This is a genomic window from Curtobacterium sp. NPDC092190 (assembly GCF_044755625.1).
Taxonomy (GTDB): domain Bacteria; phylum Actinomycetota; class Actinomycetes; order Actinomycetales; family Microbacteriaceae; genus Curtobacterium.
In genome coordinates, this window is record NZ_JBIVRJ010000003.1 from 173717 (window position 1) to 199666 (window position 25950).

Consider the following 25950-nt stretch of genomic DNA (forward strand, 5'->3'; position numbering starts at 1 on the left):
AGGGTGTGGTGCGGGCAGCGACGGGTGATCGACCGCGGACACCCGGTCGGGGCGCCGGGACGTTCGGGCGGCGGCGTCAGACGACGGGTGGCCGACCGGCCAGCGTCATCCGAGCGATGGTCAGCCACCCCATGGGCCGCGACGGCCCGCAGTCCGCCGTCCAGCCCTCCCGGATCCCCGCGAACCACGTCCGCAGGCGCACGGGGTGTCGCCACCAGCGCGCCACCTGGATCGCGGCCCACGACCCGACGTAGACGGGTCGCAGTGCCACCGGCAGGTTGCGGCGTGCCAGGAACACGCGGTTGCGGGCGTTCAGCCGGATGTACTCGGCGTGCCGGGCGGGGTCGATCGCCGGGTGGTGCGCGACCAGGTCACCGGCGTACCAGGCGCGTCGACCGGCGTCCCACACACGCCACGCCAGCTCGATGCCCTCGTGCGCGTAGAAGTACGGCGCACCCCACCCGCCGACGGCACGGTGCACGTCCATCGGCAGGAGCACGGCCCCCTCCCACACCGAGAAGACCGGCGACGAGTCGGTCGCAGCGCCCTTGCGGATGCGCGGCACCCAGCGACGGGGGTTCGCCGATCCGGTCGGGTCGACCACCCGCGGTTGCACCAGGCCGAGCGACGGGTCGCGTTCGAGCAGTGCCACGGCGTCACGCAGGAAGGTCGGCGACGGGATCGACGCGTCGTCGTCGAGGAAGAACACGTAGTCGCCGTCGACGACTGCTGCTCCGGCGTTGCGACCGGCGGGGATCCCGACGTTCTCGGGCAGCGCGAGCGCACGGACGCCCTCGGGCAACCCCGTCGGCTCCCAGCCGTTGCCGACGCACACGACGTCGAGCTCGACGTCCTGCTGCGCGAGCACGCTCGTCAGCCCACGGCGGAGGTCGTCCGGACGGGTGCCCTGGGACAGGCTCACGACGGCGATGCGCGGGCGCTGCCGGTGCGGGACGGCGTTCCGACGGTGGGTCCCGGGCAACGCCTCCGGTGTGGCGCCCGTCGTCGCTCCCGAGGTCATGCCCGCACCCGCTTCGACGAGATGATGGCGACGAAGTGACCGGCCGTGGCGAGGACGGCGAGCGGCAACAGCGCCCCGACCAGGACCCGGTCGACCAGCGGGCTGCCGACGACGAGCCCGAGCAGTGCGAACACGAACGCCAGGATGGTCAGCTCGACCGAGTGGTACAGGCGGTGGAAGGGCAGGAAGCGTGCGAAGCGACGGAGCGTCGCCAAGCGCCGCCCGGACGGGGCCGTGCCGGCGTCCCGGCGGTCGACGAGCTTCTCGAGGCCGGCGTTCGCGCGGGCGACGTGGACCATGTCGTTGAGCGCCTTGTTGAGCACGATCACCAGGCCGAGCGCGCACCCGATCGTCGTCCACATCCAGTCCGCGCCGTGGACCGGCCAGGTCGCGGCGCGGACGCCGAGCGCGATCGGGATGAGTCCCTCGGTCGTGTAGTGCCCGACCTTGTCGAGGAACACCCCGGCGGGCGACCGGGTGCCGCGCCACCGGGCGACCTCACCGTCACAGCAGTCCACGAGCATCTGCAGCTGACCGAGCACGAGTGCGAGCAGTGCACCCCAGATGCCCGGGACCAGCAGCGCGGCGGCGACGCTCCACCCCACCAGGATCATCAGGCCGGTCACCTGGTTCGCCGAGACCCGCGTCCTGAGCAGCGCCCAGGTCAGGTACGGCGACACGTCGCGCAGGTAGAGCGACGCCGTCCAGTGCTCGGCGTTCGCCCGCGAGCGGACCTCGTCGGGTTGGGCGACCGCACGGAGTTCGGCGATCGAGGTCGGGCGGGCGCTGCCGCGGCCGGTGGTGTCGTCGGTCAAGGGGTCAGGTCACCGTCCCGTGTGCGTGGTCAGCTCGGAGGTCCGGGTCAGGAACCCGATGATGAAACCGATGCCCCAACCGACGTGGATGCAGGGCAGCACGACGATCAGCCAGAGCATCGTGGGCAGCCCGGAACGCCGCGCCACGAGGACGGCGCCGAGCACGACGAAGAGCAGGTAGACGGCGGGGACGACGAAGCCCAGCGCCGCCCATGCGACGGGCGACCCGAGCACGGCACCGACGATGCCGACGAGTCCGGCGACGATCCCGAGCGCCATCGCCACGACCATCGCCGGGGGCGCGAAGTACCGCAGGCCGTTGTTCGCCGGGAAGCGTCGGGCGAGCTCGCCGCGCCAGAGGCCCGTCGCGACGAACTGGCGCACCAGTCGTCGGAGGCTCGGCCGCGGCCGGTAGGTCACCACGAGTTCCGGGGTGAACCACACCGTGCCACCGGTCTGGCGCAACCGCCGGTTGAGTTCCCAGTCCTGGCCGCGCTTGATGCCCTCGTCGAAGAGTCCGACCTCGAACAGCCGGTCGCGTCGGAACACCCCGAGGTAGGCGGTCTCGGCCGGACCGGCCTTGCCGCCGACGTGGTGCGGTGTCCCCCCGAGGCCGACCCGGCTGCCGTAGGCGAGCGCGACGGCACGCTCGAACGGCGTGCGGCCCTCGGCGTGCATGATGCCACCGACGTTGTCCGCACCCGACTCGAGCAGCACGCGGACGGCGATCCGGGTGTAGTCCGACGGCAGCACCGAGTGGGCGTCGACCCGGATCACGATCGGGTGCACCGACGCTCGGATGGCGACGTTCAGCCCGGCGGGTGTGGAGCCGACGGGGTTCTCGATGGCCCGGACACGAGGATCGGCGGCGCTCATCTCGGCGACGAGTTCGTTCGTCCCGTCGATCGACGGTCCGAGCGCGAGGATCACCTCGAACGGACCCTCGTAGTCCTGCTCCAGCAGGCTCCCGACCGCGGCACGGACCTCGGTGACCTCGTTGAGCACCGGCATCACGTACGAGACCCCCGGCAGGGGCTGTCCGTCTGTCTGCATGCGGTCCTCGGGGTCGTGGCTGACGCGCGGAGCGCACCGTGGACCGGTACCGCCCCGGAGAGCAGCCATGAGCCTATCAAGCGGCCGGAGCGCCCACCTGCGCCGGACCCGCCAGGGCGCCGACCGGCGGACCGCACCACGACCCGCGGCGTGGACGGACGACGGACGGGAGGCGCCGTGCCAGCCGGCACCGCGCCTCCCGTCCAACGCTGGTCGCGTCAGCTCTTGTAGGTCCCGAGCGTGACGTCGGCCTCGCGCGTCTGACCGTCACGGACGTAGGTGATCGTCGTCTTCGCACCGCCGGCGAAGAAGCGGACCTGCGCGGTCAGGTCAGTGGCGTCCGCCACCGATGCCGAGCCGATCTTCGTCACGACGTCGCCCTTCTCGAGGCCGGCGTCCGCCGCCGCTCCGCCGGACGACACCGACTTGATGAGCGCACCCATCTGGGTGGCGTTCGCGTCCTCGGAGGCGTCGCCGACCGTCGCGCCGAGCAGACCGTGCGTCGCGGACCCGTTCTCACGGATCTCGTTCGCGACGCGCTGGACCAGGTTCGCCGGGATGGCGAAGCCGACACCGATGCTGCCCGACTGCGCGTCGGAGGACTGGGAGCTGCCCGCGCTCGCGATCGCGACGTTGATGCCGATCAACTTGCCCTTCGAGTCGAGCAGGGCGCCGCCCGAGTTGCCGGGGTTGATCGACGCGTCGGTCTGGATGACCGGCAGCGAGACGGTCGTCTTGGTGGAGGATCCGCCGTTGCCCGGGAACTCGAACGGGCTGTCGCCGTTGCCGCCCTCGTTCGAGTCGCCGCCCTGGCTGGGGGCGCTCGAGGCGACCTGGATGCTGCGGTTCAGGGTCGAGACGATGCCGTCGGTGACGGTGTTCGACAGGCCGAGCGGCGCACCGATCGCGACCGCGGTGTCACCGACGTTGAGCTCGGAGGAGTTCGCGAAGGAGATCGGCTTGGTGCCGGTCGCGTCGATCTTGATGACCGCGAGGTCGACCGTCGGGTCGGTGCCGACGAGCTTCGCCGGGTAGATCCTGCCGTCGGACGTCGTGACCGTGATCGTGCCGTTCGAGCTGTCACCGTCGAGGGTCACCACGTGGGTGTTCGTGACGATGTACCCGTCCTTCGTGAAGAAGACACCGGAGCCGGTGCCGCCCGCGGAGCCCGAGGAGACGTTGATCGTGACGACGGACGGCGTCGCCTGCGCGGCGACCGCGGTCACGACGGTGGCGTTGTTGTAGTCGTTGACCGTGAGGTTGCCGCCGTTCTGCGACGAGCCGGAGCCGATCACGGTGGTGCCGCCGCCCTGGGCTGCACCGGCCGCCCAACCGGCGCCGCCGCCGACCAGGCCGGCGAGCACCAGACCCGCGACGATCGGCAGGACGAGCTTGTTGCGGCCGCCCTTCCCGTTCGCGGTCGTGCCCGTTGCGGCACCCGTGGCGGTCCCGGTCGCCGCACCCGCGGCAGCGCCGCCGAAGTAGTGGCCGTTGCGCTGGTTCGAGCCGTCCACGTCGCCGAAGGCGCTGGCGGACGAGGGGGCCTGGGCGGAGCCGGGGTACGAGGCGCTCTGCGGTGCGCCGTACTGCGAGCCGACCTGCGGCGTGCCCTGGGCGTACTCGCCGTAGCGGGGCTGGCCCTGGGACCGGCCGTACTGGTCCTGACCGTACGGGGACGGGTTCTGGGTCTGGCCGTACTGGCTCTGGCCGTCCTGGCCGTACTGGCTCTGGCCGTACTGGTTCTGGCTCTGGCCGTACTGGTTCTGGTCCTGGCCGTACTGGCTCTGGCCGTACTGGCTCTGGTCCTGGCCCTGGCCGTACTGGCTCTGGCCGTACTGGCCCTGACCGTACTGGCCCTGGCCGTGGCCGTACTGGCCCTGGTCCTGGCCGTACTGGCCCTGGCCGTACTGGCTCTGACCCTGGCCGTACTGGCTGTGCCCGTACCGGTCGTCGTCCTGGCCGTGGGCGCTCTGGCCGGACGCGCTCTGTCCGTCGCCCTGCCCGTGGTGAGCGTTGTCGGAGCCGTAGGGGCTGGCCTGCTGCCCGGCATCGCTGCCGTCGCGGTCGCGGTCGATGGTCGGGTAGGGCGCGGTGTAGCGGTCCGTCGTGGTGTCGGTCCCCGCGGCGATGACGTCGGTCTCGGCCCCGTGGGCGTCGTCGAAGACGTCGGTGTGGTCGTGGTCCGTACGGCGGTCGGCGGGCTGTCCGGAGACGTCCTGCGTCGACGTGCCCTCGCCGGAGGTGGCGCGCGAGGCGTCCTCGGCTGCGGCCCGGTGGTCGGTTTCCTCGGGGCGGTTGTCGTCGCCCTGGCCGTGTGGCGTGGTGTCGGTCATGCTGGACGTGCTCCTTTCAAGCTCGTGCAGTCTTCCGGACCCACCTGAGCGGTGCTCCTGCTGGCGCTGCAAGCGACCTATGGCGATCTTATGCGTGGGCTGTGGACGCGTTCCCGGTCTCGCGGCGCCGGGTGACCCGCAGGACGCGCACCGCCGATCCGTCCGACTAGGTTGGGGCCTCCAGGCCGTCGACCCGCGCCGAGCGCACCGGAGGGACCACCATGCACCGCACCGGACCCTGGCTCCGAGCCGCCGAGGGAGCGATGCTGCTCGGTCCCGACGGCGTCCCCGCGCCGACCGTCTTCGCCGAGATGAGCGCGCTCGCTGCCGCCACCGGCGCCGTCAACCTCGGCCAGGGCTTCCCCGACCAGGACGGCCCGGTCGAGGTGCTCGACGCCGCGGTCGACGCGATCCGCCGCGGCGTGAACCAGTACCCGCCCGGCCGCGGGGCGCCGGAGCTCCGGGAAGCGATCGCCGAGCACCAGGCGCACTGGTACGGGCTGACGGTCGACCCGGACCGCGAGGTCCTCGTCACCGCCGGCGCGACCGAGGCCCTCGCAGCGACGCTGCTCGCGTTCGTCGAGCCCGGCGACGAGGTCGTCACCTTCGAGCCCTTCTACGACGCGTACGGGGCGCTGATCCGTCTCGCCGGCGGCACCCACGTCACGGTTCCCCTGACGGCACCGGACTTCCTGCCGGACGAGGCCACCCTGCGTGCCGCGTTCACCGACCGCACACGGGTCGTGCTGGTGAACACACCGCACAACCCGACCGGGCGGGTGCTCCCCCGCGAGGTCCTGGCCACCGTCCTCGAGCTCGCCGAGCGGCACGACGCCCTGGTCGTCACCGACGAGGTGTACGAGCACCTCACCTTCGGCACACCGCACGTCCCCGTCGCGACCCTGCCCGGTGCAGCGGACCGGACGATCACGATCTCCAGCGCTGGCAAGACCTTCAGCACCACCGGTTGGAAGATCGGCTGGCTCACGGCTGCACCCGCACTCGTCGAGGCCATCGTCTCGGTCAAGCAGTACCTCACGTTCGTGAACGGGGCTCCCTTCCAGCCCGCGGTCGCAGCCGGGCTCCGTCTGCCCGACGAGGTGTTCCACGGCATCGCGCGGGAGCTGTCCGAGAAGCACGAACTGCTCGCGGGCGGACTCCGCGCGTCGGGCTTCGAGGTGATGCACCCGGACGGTGGGTACTTCGTCCTCGCGGACACCGCACCGCTCGGGTACGACGACGCCCGGGAGTTCTGCCTGCGGCTCCCCGGACTCGCCGGGGTCGTCGGCGTCCCCGTGTCGGCGTTCGTCCGACCGGAGCGCGCGGCGGGCTACCGGTCGCTCGTGCGCTTCGCGTTCTGCAAGCGCCGCGACGTCCTGTCCGAGGCCGTCAGCCGCCTCGCGGCCCTCGCTCCGACCCACTGACCCGGAGGCGCCCCCACGTCCCCCACGGCGCACCCCGTGCTCCGGCGCGCCGCACCCGACGTGCACGTCCGCCGCCGTCCCGCGCTGACCAGCCGAGCGGGCGTCTTCTGCACTTCTCGCCGCACCGAGCCGCCGTTTCCGCCCGCTCGGCAGGCGCCCACCACCCGGTCACCGTGAGTGGGCCTTCTCTGCTCGTCTCGCCGCACCGAGCCGCCGTTTCCGCCCGCTCGGCGAGCGCCGGCCACCCGGTCCCCCAGCCACCGCGAGCGGGCCTCTTCTGCACGCCTCGCCGCACCGAGCCACCGATTCCGCCCGTTCGGCGAGCGCCCACCACCCGGTCACCCGGTCTCCCGGCCACCCAGCCACCCAGCCACCGCGAGCGGGCCTCTTCTGCACGTCTCGCCGCACTGAGCCGCTGTTTCCGCCCGTTCGGGGAGCGCAGCTCGTCGTGCCGACAGCGGCCCGTGCCGGCTGTCCCCGCGAGCGGGTCGTTCCTGCGCCTTCGGACACGCGGCCCTCCCGGTTCCGCCCGTTCGCCGTCGTGCGCCGGTCCGCGCCGCTCGTCTGGTTGCAGCAGAGGGCGAACACGACCGCACCAGGGCGCGCGAGCGGGCGGAATCGAGGGCGGAGCTCGCGCCACGATGCCGGTTCCGCCCGCTCGGGGAGACAGCGGTGCGGCAGAGGCACGGGCGGGCGCAGCCCGTGCGGCACGGGCGCGGGCGCGGGCGCGCGCGAGCGCACAGTCCGTGCCCGCGCGGGGCGTGCGCTCAGCGCGGGTGCACGTCGAACCGACGGAGCGCGAGCGAGGGGTTGACCGCACGGACCGCCTCGGTGGTCGCGGTGTCGATCGTCGCGACGACGGTGCCGGGCTGGGCTCCGCCGGCGGCGACCGCGACACCGGCGGGGTCGATCACCACGGAGTCGCCGATACCGATCGGCCCGGTCTGACCGACCCCGACGACCCAGATCGTGTTCTCGATCGCACGGGCGGTCAGCAGAGTGCGCCAGTGGTGTTCCTTCCCGGGGCCGCGCACCCACTCGGCCGGCAGGACCACCGCGTCGGCTGCGCCGACCTCGCGTGCGGCCAGGCGCCGGGTGACCTCGGGGAAACGCAGGTCGTAGCAGGTCTCGAGGCCGATGCGGACCCCGCCGAGCTCGAACACCGGCAGCTGGTCGGCATCACCCGACTCGATGCGGTCGGACTCCTTCGACCCGAACGCGTCGTACAGGTGCACCTTCCGGTACGTCGCCGCGATCGATCCGTCGGGCAGCACAGCGACCAGGGTGTTCCGGAACCGTCCCGGCGTCCCCGCGGTCTCGGCCACACCCACGACGAGCGCGATGGCGTGCTGTCGCGCGATCGCCCGGAGCCCGGTCACGAAGGGCCCGCCGAGCGGCTCGGCGGCGGCGACGAACCGGTCGTCGATCTCGGCGCTGAAGTACGACGTGTACTCGGGCGTCACGAGCAGGTCGACCCCGCGCGCGGTGGCGTGCTCGGCAGCGGCCTGCACGGTGCGGAGGTTGGCCGCCGTGTCGTCGACGGGAGCGAACTGCGCGGCGGCGACGGTGAGGGTTGCCATGGCCCGAGCGTAGCCGCGGCACGTCCTCGCTGAACGCAGCGGCGAGGAGGACCAGCGCGACCAGCGCGACCAGCACGCCGTGCACGACCAGCAGGCCTTGCACGTCCGGGTGGAACGACGAAGGCCCCGGTCCGAGTGGACCGGGGCCTTCTTGTGACGCTTGGTTGCGGGGGCAGGATTTGAACCTACGACCTCTGGGTTATGAGCCCAGCGAGCTACCGAACTGCTCCACCCCGCGGCACATCCAATAGCCTACACACCCCGGTGGCGGGGCACAAATCGAGTGCCCCGCCACGGCGTGTCAGTTGCCGTTCTCGGCTTCGGTCGCGGCCTCGATGGCGTCCTGCAGGCGCTTGTCTGCCTCTGCCGCAGCGACCAGGTCGTTGTCGGCGTAGGCCTTCTGGCGGTCCTGCAGCGCGCTGCGCGCGTCTGCCAGGGCCCGGTCGAGCGCCTGGTTGCCGGTGTCGCTCGACGAGCCGCCCGAGCCGCCGGAGGAGGACCCTCCGGACGACGAGCCGGAGTCACCCGAGGAGTCGGACGATCCCGAACCCGAGTCGGCCGAGCCTGAGCCCGACGATCCCGAGCCCGACGAACCCGAGTCCGACGATCCGGTCGAACCCGACCCGTTCGCCGCGCCCTGGTCACCGGCGGCAGCACCGGAGTCACCGTCGAACAGCTCGTTGAGCGCCTGGTCGAGGGTGTCCTCGAACGCGATCTTGTCGCCGAAGGCCACGAGCACCTTCTGCAGCAGCGGGTACGAGCCACTCGAGGTCGACTGGACGTAGACGGGCTGGACGTAGAGGAACCCACCGCCGACGGGCAGCGTCAGCAGGTTGCCCTGCTTCACGGTCGAGTTGCCCCGCTTCAGGATGTTCAGCTCCTGCGACACGGTGGTGTCACCGTTGAAGAGGCTCTGCACCTGCGCCGGGCCCGGGATGTTGTCCGTCTTCGGCATCGTCAGCAGCGTGAGCTTGCCGTAGTTCGACGCCTTCTCGCCCTTGCCGGCACCACCCGCGTCGGAGTCCACCGCCAGGTACCCGGTCAGCACGTTGCGGTTGTTCGCTCCGGCCGACTGCTGCGGGATGTAGGTCGTGTACAGCGAGTAGGCGGTGTCCTGCCCCGGCACCTTCATCGTCAGGTAGTACGGGTCCTGCAGGTTGCCCTGCGACGCCGTGGTCCTGGTACCGAGGGCGTTCGTCGTCGTCTGCGACACCGTGTCCGAGTTGGCCTCGGAGTCGGTCGTGCCCGTGGTGGTCTCCTGCGGGGTGTTCCACGCGTCGTCACCCGAGTAGAACGAGTTCGCGTTCGTCACGTGGTACGTGCCGAGGATCGAGCGCTGCACCTTGAACAGGTCGGTCGGGTAGCGCACGTGGTCGAGGAGCTCCGCGCTCATCTGCGAGACCGGCTGCGTCGACGTGGGGAAGATCTTCTGCCACGTCTTGAGCACCGGGTCCTCGGTGTCCCACGCGTAGAGCGTCACCTTGCCGGTGTACGCGTCGACGGTGGCCTTCACCGAGTTGCGGATGTAGTTCACCTGGTCCGTGCGGAACGCCGACGAGTCGGTCCCGGCGACCGTGTCCGACAGGCTCTGGCTCTGCGAGTACGGGTAGGCGTCGCTCGTCGTGTAGCCGTCCACGATCCACTGGATGCGGTGGTCGACGATCGCCGGGTACGCGTCGCTGTCGAGCTTCAGGTACGGAGCGACCTTCTGCACGCGCTGGATCGGGTCGCGGTCGTACAGGATCTGCGAGTCGCGGTTCACCGCGTCCGACAGCAGGATCTGCTCCGACTGGAACTTCGCCGCGTAGACGAGGCGGTTGAAGAACCCGCCGAGGCTCGGTCCGCCGTTGCCCTGGTACGTCGTCGTGGCGTTGCCGCCGTCGCTGTCGTCGGAGCCGGCCGGGTAGTCGAGCTCGATGTTCTTCGAGCCCTCGGGTCCGCCCACGATGGAGTACGGCGGCGAGGTCTCACCGAAGTAGACGCGCTCCTGGTAGTTGCCGAGCTGCCCGTTCGACGGGATGCCGGACTCGAGGAACACCGGCTTGCCGTCGCTCGCGCGCTGGTTGCCGTAGGCCGCGGTGACACCGAAGCCGTGGGTGTAGACGAACGTCCGGTTGTACTGGGTGTTCGCCTGCGAGCTGAGCCCGTCGAGGTCGATGTCGCGGACCGCGATGACGGTGTCCTCGGTCTGGCCGTCGATGTCGTAGCGGTCGACGTCCAGCTGGTCGGGGAACTGGTAGTACTGCCGGTACTGCTGCAGCTGGCTGAACGTGTCCGAGACGATCTTCGGGTCGATCAGACGGATGTTCGCCGTGGTCTGGGCGTCCTGTGCCAGTGCACCGGAGCTCGCCTCGGTCGTGGCGTCGTAGTTCTGCTCCTGCACCCCGCTCACGCCGTACGCGTCGCGGGTCGCCTTGATGTTGCGCTCGATGAAGGCCGACTCGTAGGTCCGCTCCGACGGCTTCACCTGGATGCGCTGGACGATCCAGGGGTAGATGCCGCCGATGACGATCGCCGCGACGAGCAGCAGCCCGGTGCCGACGATCGAGATGCGCCAGCGGCCGATGACGGCGGTGACGATGAAGAGGATCGCGACGATCGCCGCGATGCCCGCCATGATCTCGCGCCCCGGGATGACCGCGTTGACGTCGGTGTACTGCGCACCCGTGATGAGCGGGTTGTCCTTCGTCAGCGCGGCGTACTGGTCGAGCCACAGGCTGACGGCCTGCAGCGCCACGTAGACCGCTGCGGTGACGGCGAGCTGGATGCGCGCGGCCTTCGAGATGCGCACCTCGCGCCCGCCGAAGCGCAGCGCGCCGTAGAGGTAGGTCGCGGCGAGCGCGGCGATGCCGGCGATGAGGACGACGGCCGACGAGTACGCCACGATCGAGCGCCAGAACGGCAGCTCGAACACGTAGAACCCGATGTCCAGCCCGAACTGCGGGTCCTTCTGGCCGAACGGGGTCCGGTTGAAGTACTCGAGCACCATGCTCCAGCGACCAGCGGTCGCGAGCCCGGCGAACAGGCCGAGGACGACCGGGATGCCGATCATGACCGCGCGGCGCAGGGGCTCGATGACCTGCTGGTAGCGGTCGAGCTGCGAGTTGAGCTTGGCGTAGACCGGGCGGAAGCGGAAGGCGAGTGCGATGCTCACGTAGACCGGGACCGCCATGCCGAGGAACCCGGCCAGGAACATGAGCGTGCCCGCGATCCAGCGCGTGGTGAGGACCTGCTGGAACCCGAGCTGCGCGAACCACGCGTAGTCGGTGTACAGGCTGGCGAAGATGAAGAAGCCGATCACCAGTGCGGCCAGCACGATGATCGTGACCACGATCGGGACCCGCGGCGAACGCCGCCCAGCAGTGCCCGAGGTGGACGAGGTTGTCGTCACTTGATGTGCTCCAGACGTGTCGGACCGGCGGGCCCGGCGCGCCGGGCCGTCAGTGCTCCGATCCTATTGGTCCGGACCGACAGCGAAACTGTACGGGGACTCAGGAAGGCGAGCCGAGCCTCCAGGCCGGTCGGCCGGGAGGCGCGGATCGCGTCGAGCGCGCACGTCGCGCCGTGCGGGTGGCCGGGTCAGGAGCCGCAGCGTGCGAGCCCGGCGGTGCTCTTCCCCGCGGCGATCGTCTCGAGGTCGGTGACCGCCTGGTCGAGCGTGGCGACCTTGTAGACGTCGAGTCCGTCCGGCACGTGGCCGACGACCTCGTCGCAGTTGTCGGCCGGCGCCAGGAACACGGTCGCACCGGCGTCCTTCGCGCCGTAGAGCTTCTGCCGGATGCCACCGATCGGGCCGACCTCGCCGTCCGCGGTGATCGTGCCGGTGCCCGCGACGTGCTTCCCGCCGTTGAGCTCGCCCGGCGTCAGCTCGTCGATGATCCCGAGCGCGAACATCATGCCGGCGGACGGGCCGCCGACGTCCTGCAGCGCGATCTTCACGTCGAAGGGGAAGTCGTACCGTTCGGTGACGCCGACCCCGAGGAGCGGGGTCCCCTGCTCCTCGCGGGGGGTGACCTCGACCTGCTCGCGCTTCCCGTCGCGCAGCAGCGTCACGGTCGCCGGCGACGAGGTCCCGTGCTCCGCGACCGCCGCGCGGAGCGACCCGGCGTCGACGTTCTCGGTCAGCTGCTCCCCGTCGAAGGCCGTGATGACGTCGCCCTCGCGGATGGTGCCGTCCGCGGCGGAGCCCTCCTGCACCGTCCCGACCCGGAGCTCGGTCGGCAGGTCGTGGCCCTGGTGGATGAGCGCGGCGGCGACGGCGGACTGCTGCGACGACCGCATGTCGGCCTCGTCCTGCTGGTTCACCTGCTCGGTGGTGGTGCCCTCCGGGTAGACGGCGCTCGCGGGGATGACCGCCTCGGAGCGCGAGAACAGCGCGCGGATCACGCTCGTCCACGACGGGCGGTTCGTGGCGTCACCCTGGATGCCCACGGTGAGCATGTCGAGCGCGCCACCCGTCGGGTACGTCTCCGCCCCGTCGATCTGGATGAGCTCGACGTCCTTCGCGTCCTTGCCCTGCCCCTGCCGCTGCGTGCCGATCGTGTTGTAGACCGGCCCGGGCACCTCGATCAGGTAGGGGCTCGGCAGGAAGCTCGCCAGGAGTCCGAGCACGACCGCGCCGATGACGAACGCCCAGCCGACGGTGCGTGCGCGGGAACGGCGACGGGGCGCGGGGGCGAAGAGGGTCACGGACGTCCTTCCACGGGCGGGGCGCCCGCGGGTGCGGGCGGTGCACCCGCGCGCTGGCGGGTCGGTCGCCCGCGTGCTCGCAGGCTGTTCGCCCTCGGCGCAGCGGTCCGGGCGTCCCCTCGGGAGCATCCCGGGCGCGGCCCCGTGAGCAGCGGTTAGCGTAGTCGTCATGCCTGATCAACCGCAGCCGGGGCCGGACGACGACTTCCAGGAGATGCTGCGCAAGCTGCTCTCCGGAGAGGGACAGATCGACCCGTCGCAGCTCGCGGGCGCGGCCGGACTGCCGAACGACCCGGCGTTCGTGGCGAACCTGATGAGCCAGCTCCAGCGCGCGGCGCAGTCCGGCGGGGACGGCATCGACTTCTCGGTCGCGTCCGAGCGTGCGACCGCGATCGCGCGCGACGGCGGACACCCGGTCGACCCGGCGACCGCCCAGGCATCGGACCAGGCGTTCCAGGTCGCCGCGCTCTGGCTGGACGAGGCCACGAGCGTCCCCGAGCTCACCGCGACGCCGAGCCTGTACACGCGGGAGCAGTGGGCGAAGGCCACGACCCCGGTCTGGGCACAGATCGCCGAGCCGGTGGCGCTGAGCATCGCGAACGCGCTCACCGAGGCGATCGACCAGCGCGCGCCGGAGCAGCTCAAGGCCATGCTCGGCGACGTCTCGAAGGCGATGCGCGGCGTCGGCGGCGCCCTGTTCGCGATCCAGCTCGGCCAGGTCGTCGGGCAGCTGTCGAAGGAGGTCGTCTCCGGCGGCGACGTCGGCGTGCCGCTCCTCGATGAGCAGGTCGCCGCACTGCTGCCGCAGAACGTCGCCGAGTTCGCCGAGGGCCTCGACGTGCCCGAGGACGAGGTCCGGATCTACCTGGCCGTCCGTGAGCTCGCGCACGCCCGGCTCTTCCGCTCCGCCCGCTGGCTCCGGCTGCACATCATCTCGTCGATCACCGACTACGCACGGGGCATCCACATCCCGTTCGACCGGGTCGAGGAGCTGGCCTCGGAGATCGACCCGACCAACCAGGAGCAGCTGCGCGACGCACTCGCGTCCGGGGCGCTCATCCCGCCGCGCACGCCCGAGCAGGAAGCCGCGCTCGGCCGGCTCGAGACGATGCTCGCGCTCGTCGAGGGCTGGGTCGACACGGTCACCGCCGCCGCGACCGTCCGGCTGCCGAAGTCCGACGCGATCGCGGAGATGGTCCGCCGTCGCCGTGCCGCCGGTGGTCCCGCGGAGTCGGCCTTCGCCACGCTCGTCGGCCTCGAGCTGCGTCCCCGCCGACTGCGCGAGGCCGCTGCGCTCTGGCAGCGCGTCACCGAGGAGTTCGGGGCCGAGGAGCGCGACGCCCTGTGGTCGCACTTCGACGCCGTGCCGACGGCCGAGGACGTGGACGACCCGGACGCCTTCGTGCTGCGGCTGCGCAATCCGGGTCGCTCCGCCGAGGACGACGCGTTCGACAAGGCGCTCGAGGACCTGCTCAACGACGCCTCCGGCGATCGCCCGCGCGAGGACGAGAGCGGCGGCATCGAGGACGAGGGCGGCCCCGCGGACGACGGCGCTGCGGGCGACGACACCCCCGGCGCCGGACCCCGCTAGTTCTCCACAGATCGTGACGGCCGGTCCCCACGGGGCCGGCCGTTCCGCCAGCGTGGGTGCATGGGCATCCGCATCGACCCCACGCTCGAGTTCGTCTGGCGCGACCCGGGGACCGTGCAGCTCGGCGTCGACCCGCCGCGCGCCGTCGTCCCCGTCCCGACCGTGGCCGAGGAGCGCTTCCTCTGCGCGCTCCGGCGGGAGACGAGCCGCGACGCCCTGACCGCCCTCGCCGGGACGACGGGGTGCAGGCCCGAGGTGGCGGCCCGCGTGCTCGGTGACGCCTCCCCCGCCGTCGTCGACGTCCTGCCCGAGCCGCTCGCCCGGGTCGAGGTCCACGGGGACGGCGTCCTCGCCGACACCGTCGCCGAGATGCTCTCCGGCGAGGGCGTGACGGTGGCCCGGACGGCCGCGCGCCGCGGTGGGCCGGTCGTGCTGCCGGACCCGACCCCCGCACTCGCGGTGGTCGTCGTCGACCACGTCGTCGACCCGGCGCTCCGGTCGGCGTGGGCGCGGCGCGGGACCCCGCACCTGTCGCTCGTGGTCGGCGACGGTCGGATCCGGCTCGGGCCGGTGGTCGTCCCGGGCGACGGCCCGTGCCTGCAGTGTGTCGAGTACGCCCGCGTGGACGAGGACCCGGCGTGGCCCGCGCTGGCCGCCCAGGTGTGGGGTCGGCCGGCAGCACCGCTGTCGCCCTGGCGACGCGCAGCGGTCGCATCGGCCGCGGTGCGGATGCTCGTGCAGCGCCTGCCCCTGCGGACCCAGGTCCCCACGACGGAGCAGGTCGTCTTCGACCGCGACGACCTGACGGTCAGCCTGCTGCCGGTGGCACAGCACCCTCGGTGCGCCTGTCGAGCGCTGCCAGGAACCGACTCGGCGCCCGGGCACCCCCGCGCGTGGAACCCTGCCGTGACCACGTGACGGTGACCGAGCGACGCGCGCGGGTCAGCCCGACGTAGAACAGCCGGCGCTCCTCGTCGACCTCGGCGTCGGTCGCGGCGTGGGAGATGGGCAGCAGCCCCTCGGCGGCGCCCACGACCACGACGTGGGGCCACTCCAGACCCTTCGAGGAGTGCAGCGTGGCGAGGGTCACAGCGTCGAGCTCCGGCTCGTGGTGGGTCGCCGCACGGTCGACCAGGTCCTGCGTGAACTGCTGCATCGTCGTGCCGGCGGGCGCGGCCTCGGCCAGGCCCATGACCGCCTGCAACGCCTCCCACTGGTCGCGGACCGCGCCGGTGCCGTCCGGCGGCGTCGGGGTCCAGCCGCTCAGCTGCAGCACGAGCCCGACCCGGCGGGTGAGCTCGTCGTCGGTCTGCCGGACGGCCTCGCCGCGCATGTGGTGCACCGCGAGCTTCACCTCGGGCCGGTCGAAGAACCGCGTGCCGCCCTGCACCCGGTACGGGATGCCGGCGCGACCGAGGGCGGACTCGAGCGCGGCGGACTGCGCGCCGACGCGGAACAGGACCGCGCAGTCGCCGAACGCCGCTCCCGACGCCACGAGCTCGCCGATGCGACGGGCGACGGTCTGCGCCTCGTCGCCGTCGTGCACGCAGGGCAGCACCTCCGGCTCCGGGCCCCGCTCGGCGGACTGCGCGACGAGGTCGAGCGCACCGGGCTGCCCGCGCATCAGGGTGTTCGCGGCGTGCACCACCTCGGGCGTCGACCGGTAGTTCCGTTCGAGGCGCACGACCGACCCGCGGGGGAACTCCGACCCGAAGCCCAGCAGGTACCGGCTCGACGCGCCCGCGAACGAGTAGATCGTCTGGCTGGCGTCACCGACCACGCACACGTCGTCGCGGCCGCCGAGCCACGCGCGCAGCAGGTCGTGCTGCACGGGCGAGACGTCCTGGTACTCGTCCACGACGAAGAACCGGTACTGCTGTCGGACGTACGAGGCCACCCGCGGCTCCGACTCGACCATGCCGAGCGTCGCGAGCAGGACGTCCTCGAAGTCGAGTTGCCGACGGTCGTCCTTGAGCTGCTCGTACGCCTTCATGAGGTCGATCACCCGCCGGGGCGGGGTGTCCCGCGGCATCACCCGGTCGGCCGCAGCGGCCTCGTACTCGTCGTAGGTGAGCATCTGCACCTTGCGCCACTCGACCTCGGCCGCGAGGTCGCGGAGCACCGGGGTGTCCACGTGGATCCCGACCGTGTCGGCGGCGTGCGCGATGACCCGTCCCTTGGACTCCACGATGCGCGGGGCGTGCCCGCCGACGGTGTCCGGCCAGAAGTAGCTGAGCTGTGCCATCGCCGCGGCGTGGAAGGTCCGCGCCTGGACCGTCCCGGCGCCGAGCGCGCGCAGCCGCGACCGGAGTTCCCCGGCCGCCCGTGTCGTGAAGGTGAGCGCGAGGACGTGGTTCGGCGAGTACGTGCCGGTCGCGACCCCGTACGCGATCCGGTGGGTGATCGCCCGGGTCTTGCCGGTCCCTGCGCCGGCGAGCACGGCGACGGGGCCGAGCAACGTCCGGGCCACGGTCTGCTGCTCGGCGTCGAGCGCCGCGAGCAGTTCGTCCGGCGACGGCGGGCGCACCGGTGCGGCACCGGTCGCCGCGCGGGGATCGGTCACGGCACGTCCAGCGGCCCGCCGTACCACTCCTCGATGATCGCGCGGGCGATCGACGTGCGGCCGGGCAGCAGCAGGGTGTCGCCGGCACGCTCGCGGACCTCGTCGCGCGAGAACCACCGGACGTCGAGGATCTCGACGCCGTCCGGTCGAGCGGTCGAGGGATCGCCGTCCACGGCGCGTGCGCGGAAGCCGACCATGAGCGACGCGGGGAACGGCCAGGGCTGCGACCCGAGGTACTCGGGCTCCTCGACGCGCACGCCGGACTCCTCCCAGACCTCGCGGCGGACGGCGTCCTCGAGGGACTCCCCCGGTTCGACGAAGCCGGCGAGCAGCGAGTAGCGGTCGGCGTCCCACGCGGCGTTCGACCCGAGCAGGATGCGGTCGTCGGCGTCGGTGACCCCGACGATGATCGCCGCGTCGGTCCGCGGGAAGAGCTCGTGCCCCTCGGGGTCGCGGCGGACCCACCCGCCGCTGACGACGTCGGACGGCGAGCCGGTGCGCGGGGAGAACCCGTGCACGGCGTGCCAGTTCGCCATCGCGACGGCCTCGACCGCGAGGCCCTGGTCGCGGGCGGACAGCTCGGTGCCGAACATGCGCAGGCTCGACCACGCCCCGTCGTCGGGCTCGATCGCGGCGGCGGCCGTCGCGTCGAGCAGCGCGGCGGCGAAGCGCGTGCCGGCGGGAGCGTCGGCGGCGTCGGTGACCGCTCGGCCGAGGTAGAGCGTCACCGCGTGCTCGGGCACCGCGTCGGCGCCCACGAACCGGAGCGCGCCGTCGGCGTCACGGAGCAGCTCGGCACCGCGGACCGGCAGCCACCGGGTGTTCGGGTCGGCGCGCAGGACGCGGTCGAGGTCGGGGGTGGTCCGGAACTCCGCGTCGCGGTCGAGTTCGTTGCGGGACAGCGGGAGTCTGGCGGCGAACTCGACGGTCACGGCGGGGTGCTCCTCGATCGGGACGGGCTTCTCAACGGGACCCTGTGGACGGTGCCCGGGCTTGCACAGGCCAGCGTGGCGTGCGCTCCGGCACCGGACGCGGACCTACCCTGAGGGGCATGGCGGGATCCCAGTTCACTCTAGCCGCGTTGGCGACCACGGCCGTTCCCGGTCTGGTCGTCACGGGCACGCGCACACTCGGCTCGGCCGCCTCCGGTGACTACGAGTCGGCCGTCCTCCGCGACGCGGACGGCGCGCTCAGTGCGATCCGTCGCCCGCGCAACCAGCGGGCCGAGGCCCGGCAGTCCGCGGACCTCGTCGCGATCCGTGCCCTGAGCGCCGGCATCCGTTCGCGTCTGCCGTTCGCCGTGGCCGAGTACCGCGGTCAGGCGCCGATCGGCTCGACCCGGGCGATCGTCACGACCTACGTGCCGGGCACCCACCCGACGCTGCGCGACCTGACCGAGCGTCCCGACCTCGCGACCGCCGTCGGCCGTGCCGTCGCGGCCGTCCACCAGCTGCCGACGAGCTTCGTGACGGACGCGGGACTGCCGTCGCTCACCCCGTTCGAGGTCCTGCGCTCCGCCGTCTCCGTGATGGACCGCGCGGTCGCCACGAAGCTCGTGCCCGCCGCACTCGTCGAACGGTGGGAGGGCGCTGCGCGCGACCAGCAGCTCTGGCAGTTCACCCCGACGGTCGTGCACGGCGCGCTGGGCACCGGGGTCGTCCTGGTCGACGGCGACTCGGTCACCGGCGTCCTCGACTGGGGCGAGCTCCGACTCGGCGACCCCGCGAAGGACCTGGCCTGGGTGCTCGCCGGTCACCGCGACGCCTTCGACACCGTGATCAGTGCGTACGAGGCGAACGGCGGGGGTCGGGACCGCCAGCTCGCCCAGCGCGCCCGCGTCCACCACGAGCTCGAGACCGCCCAGTGGCTGCTGCACGGCGTGCAGGCGAAGAGCACCGAGGTGGTCGACGACGCGGTCGCGATGATGCACCGGCTGGTCGACGCCGTGCAGACCCCGAGCGCGGCGCCGCTGCAGTCGGTCTCCCCCGAGACGATGGAGATCGGCGAGGTCGAGCAGTTGCTGTCGTCGACCGAGCGTCGACACGGCTGACCCGGCCGCCGCCCCGTCCGTCGCGACCACCCATCGGACGGGAGGCTCCCCGCGGCCCCGCCCCGCGCCTCCCGTCCGACACGGCGTCGGTCCACGTGCCGCAGCGGCCCAGCCCTGATCCGGCCGGCCGACGCACCGGGCCCGGCCGGTCGACGCACCCGGCCGGTCGACGCACCGGATCAGCCGAGCGCCTCCTGCCAGGCGCGCTCGAGACCGGCACGGTCGAGCAGCGCCGTGGGCCGTACCTCGAGGTCGTCCGCGACGAAGTAGAAGACGGCGTCCACCTCGTCGACCGGTCGCCCGGTGAACTCGGCGTACGCCACCCGGTACAGCGCGAGCTGCAGCTGCCGCGCGGCCAGGTCCGCCGTGCCGGTCGGTGCCTTGCCGGTCTTCCAGTCCACCACCTCGGCGCGACCGTCGATCTCGTACACCGCGTCGAGCTTGCACACCACGCTGTGCCCGAGGAACGGGATGTGGATCTCGCGCTCGACCTCCACCGGGGTCAGGTCGGCCCAGCGTGACCGGGCGAAGGTCGCCTGGAACGCCGCCAGTCGTCGTGCGTCGTCGTCGGTGACCGCGGCGTCGGTCGAGGCGTCCACGGCCTCGTCCGCGTCGAGGTCGCGTTCGTCGTCCCACAGGTCGAGGGTCTCGAGCGAGCCACCGCTGCGCGCGCGCTGCTCGACCCACTGGTGGAAGAGCGTGCCGAGCCTGGTCGCACGGTACGGCCGCTCCGGCATGGGCCGGCGCAGGCGCTCGGCGACCGCGTCCGGCTGGCCGATGTAGTCCTTGAACCCCGAGGCCGGGACACGGTGCGGGATCGCGACGCGGCGCCGGTCCGACCGTGCAGCCTGCCGCTCGGCGAGCAGCAGGTCGATGTCCGCCGCGAAGCGCCCGGCCGCACCGGGGTTCGCGTTCCGGACGCGCTCGGCTGCCGCGAGGACCCGGGCACCCCGCTGCCCGAACGGCACGTGCGGCCAGGTCTGGGTCGCCCCGTCCCCGCCGAGGGGGTTCTCCTCGTGCACGGTGCCGTCGGGGACGGCGTCGGCAGCGACGACCCCTGCCGCGACGAGGTCCCGGAGGTACCGACTCGGCGGCGTCGGCTTGACCCCGCCGGCCCACGACGACCCGGACACGAGCAGGTCGTGCCGTGCCCGCGTCAGCGCCACGTAGGTCAGCCGACGCTCCTCGTCCTCGTTCCGGGCCTTCACCTGCTCCTTGTAGGCCTCGATGGCGTCGACGACGCCCTTCTGGTCCGCGTGCCCCCGCCACTCGAGCCGCGGGAGCTCGTCGGCGTCCCCGCGGAACTCGTACGGCAGGCGGCCGAAGCCGAGCCACCCCGAGGATCCTTCCTGCGGTCGGGCGGGGAGCGCGCCCTCGACGAGCCGCGGCACCGCGACCGCGTCCCACTCCAGGCCCTTCGACCCGTGGATCGTCAGGATCTGCACCGTGCCGGCCTCCGGCTCCTCCGACCGCGGGCCCATGTCGTCGCGGCGGGCGGCGGCGTCGATCCAGCCGAGGAAGGCACCGAGGTCGGCGCGGTCGTCGGTCGTCACGAACCCGGCGAGCTCGTCGACGAACGCGTCGAGGAAGGCGGCGCTCCCCTGCTCGTGGGCGGCGACCTCGACGTCGAGCCGCATCTCCTGCACGACCAGGGTCACGAAGTCGACCAGGTCCCCGGCCGCCCGGGCCCGGAGCGCGGCGAGCTGCTGCCCGAGCTCGCGCATCCGCTGGCGGCCGGCGGGACTGATGCCCTCGAGGGCGCCGTGCTCGTCGGGGGCGCTCGCGACGAAGTCGAGCGCGTCGACGATCGATCCGTGCTCCCCGGCGGCGACGGACGCGCGGAACGCCGCGGTCAGCTCGTCGTCGAGGCGCTGCTGCGTGTGGTCGCGGCGGAACAGCCAGCGGGCGAGTTCGTGCAGCGCGGCGACGTCGGCGGCACCGACCCGCCACCGTGCGCCGGCGAGCAGGCGGATGAGGTCGTTGCCGGCCGCCGGGTCGTGGAGCACCCGGAGACACGCCACCAGGTCGACGATCTCGGGTCGCTGCAGGAGGCCGCCGGTGCCGAGCACGTGGAACGGCACCCGGTGTGCACCGAGCGCGGCGGTGAACGCCGACAGGTCCTTCCGCGAGCGCAGCAGCAGCGCCATCGAGCCCTCCGGCGAGGCACTCCGGCGGTCCGCGAACCAGCGGGCGACCGCGTCCGCCTCCTCGGGCAGGGTCTCGGGGAAGACGGCCGTCACCGTGCCGGCGTCCGCACCGGGTCGCGGCGCGAGTCGCTCCACGGCGACCTCCGACGCAGCCGACAGCGGGTCGACGACGGCGTTCGCGCCGGCGAGCACGTCGACCGGGTTGCGCCAGCTCGTGGACAGGGCGAAGGTCACCGGCGCCGGCGTTCCGGCACCGTCCGTCCCCGCGACCGGTGCGTCCGGTGCGACCGGTGCGTCCGGTGCGTCCGGTGCGACCGGTGCGACCGGTGCGACCGCGAAGTCGCGCGGGAAGCGGGCCAGGTTCGCCGCGCTCGCCCCGCGGAAGCCGTAGATCGACTGGTGCGGATCGCCGACCGCCATCACCGGGTGTCCGCGGAAGAGCCGGGCGAGGAAGCGTGTCTGCACCACGGAGGTGTCCTGGTACTCGTCGAGGAGCACCACACGGAACCGGCTCCGCAGGTCGTCGACCACCCGCGGGGCGGACTCGGCCGCGGCGAGCGCGAGGGCGATCTGGTCCGAGAACTCCACGAAGCCGCGGTCGACCTTCTGCCGTCGGAACTCCTCGACGAGGTCGACGAGCGGCTCCAGCGCTCCGATCGCTGCGACGGTGTCGGTCACGGCCTTGTAGGGGTTGCCCCTGGCGTTCCCGGGCAGCTCGAGCAGCGCGCCGAAGTCGATCGCGAAGCGACGCAGGTCGGCCGGGTCGACGAGGTGCTCGGACACCGCCCCGGCGAGGGCCACGACGGCAGCGGTCACGGTGTCGACGTCGCGGTCGAGCCCGGCGAGCCGGTCGTCCCGCGCACCGACGACCACCCGACGGGCGAGCTGCCAGGCGGAGGGCTCGGTGAGCACCTGGGACTCGCCGTCGCGTCCGACCAGCAGGGCGTTCTCGCGGAACACGGCGTTGGCGAACGCGTTGTAGGTGGAGACCGTCGGGGCCTCGAAGGCGTCGCCGGCGGTCAGGAGCCCGACGTCCTCGAGCGCACGGATCCGGTCGTTGATGCGCACGGACAGCTCACCGGCCGCCTTGCGGGTGAACGTCAGCCCGAGCACCTCGGCGGGACGGACGAACCCGTTCGCGAGCAACCACACCACCCGCGACGCCATCGTCTCCGTCTTGCCGCTGCCGGCTCCCGCGACGACGAGCGCGGGAGCGAGCGGCGACTCGATGACCGCACGCTGCTGGTCGGTCGGGCGCGGTCGGCCGAGGGCGTCGGCGATCGCGTCGGCGTCGTGGGCCGCCAGGGGCGCGTCGGCGTCGTGGGCCGCCGGGGGCGCGTCGGCGTCGTGGGCCGCCGGGGGTGCGGCGGTGTCGACACCTGCGTCGGCCCCGGGCTGCGTGTCGGTACCGGTCGTCACCAGGTCACCTCCCCCACCACGTGGATGCGGCACTCGACGCCGGTCCGCGCCCGGTCGCAGTGGTCGTCGACGTTCGCCAGGAAGGTCCGGCCGGCCATCCCCCGCGCGACGGCGTGCAACCGTTCCCGGTAGGCCTCGCGCGCCTCGTCGTCGAAGGCGTGCTGCGTGCGCTCCGAGTACGCCTGTCCCGAGCGGGGGTTCTGCACGAAGACGAGTCGGGCGTCGGCCATCGGCGCGCCCGCCGGGACCCCCTCGACCGCGCCGTCCTCGACCGCGAGCTGGTACGCGCCGAGCTGGGGGTGCTCCGGCATGTCGTTCTTCTCGCTCGGCATGGAGCGGCCGGTCTTCAGGTCGACGACGCTGACCCGCCCGTCGGGGTCGACCTCGATGCGGTCGATGCTGCCGCGCATCCGCGCCGGCCCGGTCACGAGTGCGAACGACGTCTCCGCGCCGAGCAGCCGTCGACCGGCGCTCGCGAACGTGCGCAGGTAGTCGCTGAGCCCCTCGATCATCCGCCGGGTCCGCGCGCGTTCGCGGTCGGCGACCCACGGCGACTCGAAGGTCAGCTCGTCCCAGCGCCCCTCCACGTGGTCCCACAGCGACTCGACGTCGACCGCGGTGGCCCGCTCCATCGCCTCGTGGACGATCGTCCCGATGCCCATGGCCGGGCTCGGCGCGCTGCCACCGAAGGTCTGCACGAACCAGTGCACCGGGCACTCCTCGAAGGTGCCGATACGCGAGGGCGACACCGCGACCGTCGGGGCGACCGGCTCGCCGTCCTCGTGCTCGGGCGCCGGCGGGGCGTCCAGGTCGACCAGCGGTTCCTCCGTCGTCGGCTCGGCCGTCCCGTACCACTCGTCCGGTGACGCGCCGGCGACCCCGGCCTCGGCGAGTCGTGCGAGGGCGGACGCCGCCTCGTGGTCGCCCGAGGCGACGACGCGGCGGCGCAGCGAACCCGCCATGCCCCGGAGCGACAGCGGGTGCACGGTCGGTTGCCGGTCCGGCGGCACCGGGACGAGCCGGACGAAGGGCGACGGTGCCTCGTCGTCGTTGGCGACCGTGCCGATGAGGACCTGGGTGGTGGCGCGGGAGACGGCGCGGGCGAACAACCGGAGCTCGTCCGCGATGACGGCTGCCCGGTCGTCGACGGTCTGGTCGTCGATGCCGGCGGCTGCGCGGACCAGCCCGTCCGGGTCGAGCAGGCTCCCCCGCACCCGGGTGTTCGGCCAGACACCGTCCTGGAGCCCGAGCACGACGACCACGTCGCACTCGAGCCCGATCGTGGCCGAGGGGGTGAGCACGCGCACGCGGCCGGCCGTGCGGTCGGGGCCGATGGAGTCCTCGGGCAGGTCGGCGCCGAGCAGGTCGTCGACGAACACCCGCGCGGGCGCGTCCGGGGTGCGCTCGACGAAGCGCTTCGCCGCGGTGAAGAGCCCGACGACGGCGTCGAGGTGCCGGTCGGCCTCGGCGGCTCCGACACCCCCTGCCGCGGACTGCCCGCCCCAGGCCGTCGCGAGGCCGCTGCGCTCCCACAGTCCCCACAGGATCTCCTCGATGCTGGCGTCCGCGGCGGCGTCCGCCCGCGCCTGCACGAGGCTGCGGGCGAGTCGGGTCGCGCGTCGGGCGAAACCGGCGTCGACGGTGGCGAGCCGTTCGGGGGCACCGAGCGCCTCGACGAGCAGCTCGTCGGCGGTACGGGTCCCGCCGCCCGCGAGTTCCTCACGACGCAGGGCGAGCCGGAGACGGCGCATCGCGAGGGTGTCCAGGCCCCCGAGGGGTCCGGTCGCGAACGACGTCGCCAGGTCGGCACCGAGCGGGAGCACCCCGAGCGCGACCGCGGCGGCGTCGAGCAGCGCCCGGGCAGCGCTGTCGTCACGCGGGCGCACCGGAGCGGCGCCGGCCGTCGCGGGCACCTCGGCGACGGACAGGGCACGCACGAGCTCCGGGATGGCGGCTCCGCTGCGGGTGACGACGGCCATCCGGTGCCACGGCAGGCCGTCCAGCAGCCGGTGTTCACGGAGGCGCCGGGCGACGGCGACGACGAGCGCCGAACGGCTGCCGGCCTCGAGGTGCAGCACGGCGTCGCTCCGGGCTCCGGTCGTCGACGCGACGGCGGTGCGCTGGCGTCCGGCCGCGGCGGCCCCGATGCGCGCCGTCACCGCGCCGACGAGCTCCCGGACCGGTGCCGCGTGCCGGTGCACCGTGCCGAGCACGACCTCGTCGACGCGCGCCACACCGAGCCGGGTGGCCAGGCGTCCGAGCACGTCCGGCTCCGCACCGCGGAACGCCGAGGCCGCGATGTCCGGGTCCCCGAACGCCACGACCTGCACCCCGGAGCGGGCGAGCGCCCCGAGCAGGGCGACCTCGCCCTCGACGAGTTCCTGCGTGTCGTCCACGACGACCAGGCGCAGCGCGGCGACACTCGCCGGGACCTCGTGTCGCAGCACCGCGGCGGTCGCGAACGCCACGAGCTCCGCAGCGTCGAGACTGCTGCCACGGAAGGCCGTCACCGCTGCGCGGTACTCGTCCACGAAGTCACCGACCGCGCGCCACTCGGGGCGACCGCGCTCGTCGGCGAGCTCCCGCATGTCCTCGGGCTCCACCCCGGCGGCCACGGCGCGCATCATCACGTCGCGGAGTGCCGTGCGGAAGCCGGCCCGTTCCCGTACGACGGCGGTGATCGGCGCCGGCCACTCCGGTCCGACCCCGTCGGTCTCGTGCCCCGCGAGCAGGTCGGCGATGATGCGGTCCTGCTCGCCACCCGTGAGCAGCGTCGGCGGCTCCTGCCCCTGCAGCGCGGCGGCGTGCGCGACGACCTGGAAGGCCAGGGAGTTGACCGTCCGGGCGAGCGCGCCGGGGACCGCCCGGTCGACCGCGGCCGCCAGGCGATCGCGGAGCGCCGTGGCTGCGGTTCGGGCCGAGGTCAGCGCGAGCACCGTGGCGTGACCGTCCGGCGAGACCGCGTCCGGACGGGAGAGCCGGTCGGCGACGAGCCGCGCGAGCGTGGTGGTCTTGCCGGTGCCCGGCGCGCCGAGCACGGCGGCGTGCCGCCCCTCCGGCAGCGCGAGCACGGCGTCCTGCGCGGGGTCGGCGACGAGCGGGCGGACGACCCCGACGTCCTCGGGGAGGGTCGTCAGCGTGGTCCTGGGCACGCGGACACGGTACCGAGGACGGCCGACAGCAACGCTCGACGCACCGGGACCGCCGTCGGCGGTGCGCCCCCGGCGAACGCCCGGGCCGACGGGGTACCGCTCGGATACGCTGT

General features: G+C 73.2%; 15 protein-coding genes and 1 tRNA gene. 4 read left to right on the forward strand and 12 right to left on the reverse strand.

Annotated features, from left to right (window positions below; genetic code table 11):
* Positions 1 to 76 precede the first annotated feature (76 nt).
* From ACIQFY_RS08725 to ACIQFY_RS08740, 4 genes are all read right to left on the reverse strand, one after another.
* Complete coding sequence (locus ACIQFY_RS08725; protein ID WP_271825989.1) at positions 77 to 1021, reverse strand: glycosyltransferase family 2 protein; 945 nt, start codon at positions 1019 to 1021, stop codon at positions 77 to 79.
* Positions 1018 to 1836 (reverse strand): CDP-alcohol phosphatidyltransferase family protein, encoded by an 819-nt coding sequence (locus ACIQFY_RS08730; RefSeq protein ID WP_326495730.1) that lies wholly within the window; start codon positions 1834 to 1836, stop codon positions 1018 to 1020. The genes ACIQFY_RS08725 and ACIQFY_RS08730 overlap by 4 nt, the downstream gene beginning before the upstream one ends.
* Positions 1837 to 1845: 9 nt before the next feature.
* Positions 1846 to 2889: a glycosyltransferase family 2 protein gene (locus ACIQFY_RS08735; RefSeq protein ID WP_251154726.1), complete on the reverse strand. Its 1044-nt coding sequence runs from the start codon at positions 2887 to 2889 to the stop codon at positions 1846 to 1848.
* Between the two features lie 218 nt (positions 2890 to 3107).
* On the reverse strand, positions 3108 to 5222 hold the full coding sequence (locus ACIQFY_RS08740) for a S1C family serine protease (protein WP_400339433.1): 2115 nt from the start codon (positions 5220 to 5222) through the stop codon (positions 3108 to 3110).
* A gap of 221 nt (positions 5223 to 5443) precedes the next feature.
* Here ACIQFY_RS08740 and ACIQFY_RS08745 point away from each other — a divergent pair, with 221 nt between their 5' ends.
* A complete protein-coding gene (locus ACIQFY_RS08745) occupies positions 5444 to 6646 on the forward strand; it encodes an aminotransferase class I/II-fold pyridoxal phosphate-dependent enzyme (RefSeq protein ID WP_400339436.1) in 1203 nt (400 codons plus the stop codon).
* A gap of 767 nt (positions 6647 to 7413) precedes the next feature.
* On the opposite strand, the gene ACIQFY_RS08750 is transcribed toward ACIQFY_RS08745, so the two are convergent.
* The 4 genes from ACIQFY_RS08750 to ACIQFY_RS08765 all read right to left on the reverse strand — a co-directional run bounded on the left by ACIQFY_RS08750 (position 7414) and on the right by ACIQFY_RS08765 (position 12915).
* Positions 7414 to 8226, reverse strand: coding sequence for a carbon-nitrogen hydrolase family protein (locus ACIQFY_RS08750; RefSeq protein WP_400339438.1), 813 nt, complete (start codon positions 8224 to 8226; stop codon positions 7414 to 7416).
* A gap of 161 nt (positions 8227 to 8387) precedes the next feature.
* Positions 8388 to 8464, reverse strand: a tRNA-Met gene (locus ACIQFY_RS08755).
* Between the two features lie 63 nt (positions 8465 to 8527).
* On the reverse strand, positions 8528 to 11557 hold the full coding sequence (locus ACIQFY_RS08760) for a UPF0182 family protein (protein WP_400339441.1): 3030 nt from the start codon (positions 11555 to 11557) through the stop codon (positions 8528 to 8530).
* 248 nt (positions 11558 to 11805) lie between these two features.
* Positions 11806 to 12915 (reverse strand): S16 family serine protease, encoded by a 1110-nt coding sequence (locus ACIQFY_RS08765; protein WP_251154721.1) that lies wholly within the window; start codon positions 12913 to 12915, stop codon positions 11806 to 11808.
* A gap of 169 nt (positions 12916 to 13084) precedes the next feature.
* On the opposite strand from ACIQFY_RS08765, the gene ACIQFY_RS08770 reads away from it, so the two are divergent.
* Positions 13085 to 14506 carry a zinc-dependent metalloprotease gene (locus ACIQFY_RS08770; RefSeq protein ID WP_400339444.1) on the forward strand — a complete coding sequence of 474 codons (1422 nt, stop codon included), beginning with the start codon at positions 13085 to 13087 and terminating at the stop codon, positions 14504 to 14506.
* Between the two features lie 60 nt (positions 14507 to 14566).
* Entirely contained in the window at positions 14567 to 15424 is an 858-nt protein-coding gene (locus tag ACIQFY_RS08775) for a hypothetical protein (RefSeq protein ID WP_209683615.1), read from the forward strand.
* Here ACIQFY_RS08775 and ACIQFY_RS08780 read toward each other — a convergent pair.
* Together ACIQFY_RS08780 and nudC are read right to left on the reverse strand one after the other, a co-directional pair.
* On the reverse strand, positions 15315 to 17069 hold the full coding sequence (locus ACIQFY_RS08780; protein ID WP_209683617.1) for an ATP-dependent helicase: 1755 nt from the start codon (positions 17067 to 17069) through the stop codon (positions 15315 to 15317). The genes ACIQFY_RS08775 and ACIQFY_RS08780 overlap by 110 nt on opposite strands.
* Entirely contained in the window at positions 17066 to 18001 is a 936-nt protein-coding gene (gene nudC, locus ACIQFY_RS08785) for an NAD(+) diphosphatase (protein WP_400339448.1), read from the reverse strand. Before nudC ends, ACIQFY_RS08780 begins: the two co-directional genes overlap by 4 nt.
* 119 nt (positions 18002 to 18120) lie before the next feature.
* On the opposite strand from nudC, the gene ACIQFY_RS08790 reads away from it, so the two are divergent.
* Complete coding sequence (locus ACIQFY_RS08790; RefSeq protein ID WP_066652883.1) at positions 18121 to 19119, forward strand: phosphotransferase; 999 nt, start codon at positions 18121 to 18123, stop codon at positions 19117 to 19119.
* Positions 19120 to 19298: 179 nt separating this feature from the next.
* On the opposite strand, the gene ACIQFY_RS08795 is transcribed toward ACIQFY_RS08790, so the two are convergent.
* Together ACIQFY_RS08795 and ACIQFY_RS08800 are read right to left on the reverse strand one after the other, a co-directional pair.
* Positions 19299 to 22685: an ATP-dependent DNA helicase gene (locus ACIQFY_RS08795; RefSeq protein ID WP_307810378.1), complete on the reverse strand. Its 3387-nt coding sequence runs from the start codon at positions 22683 to 22685 to the stop codon at positions 19299 to 19301.
* The gene (locus tag ACIQFY_RS08800) at positions 22682 to 25837 is read right to left on the reverse strand and encodes a PD-(D/E)XK nuclease family protein (protein ID WP_400339452.1); all 3156 of its coding nucleotides are present in this window, start codon (positions 25835 to 25837) and stop codon (positions 22682 to 22684) included. Before ACIQFY_RS08800 ends, ACIQFY_RS08795 begins: the two co-directional genes overlap by 4 nt.
* Positions 25838 to 25950: the final 113 nt, after the last annotated feature.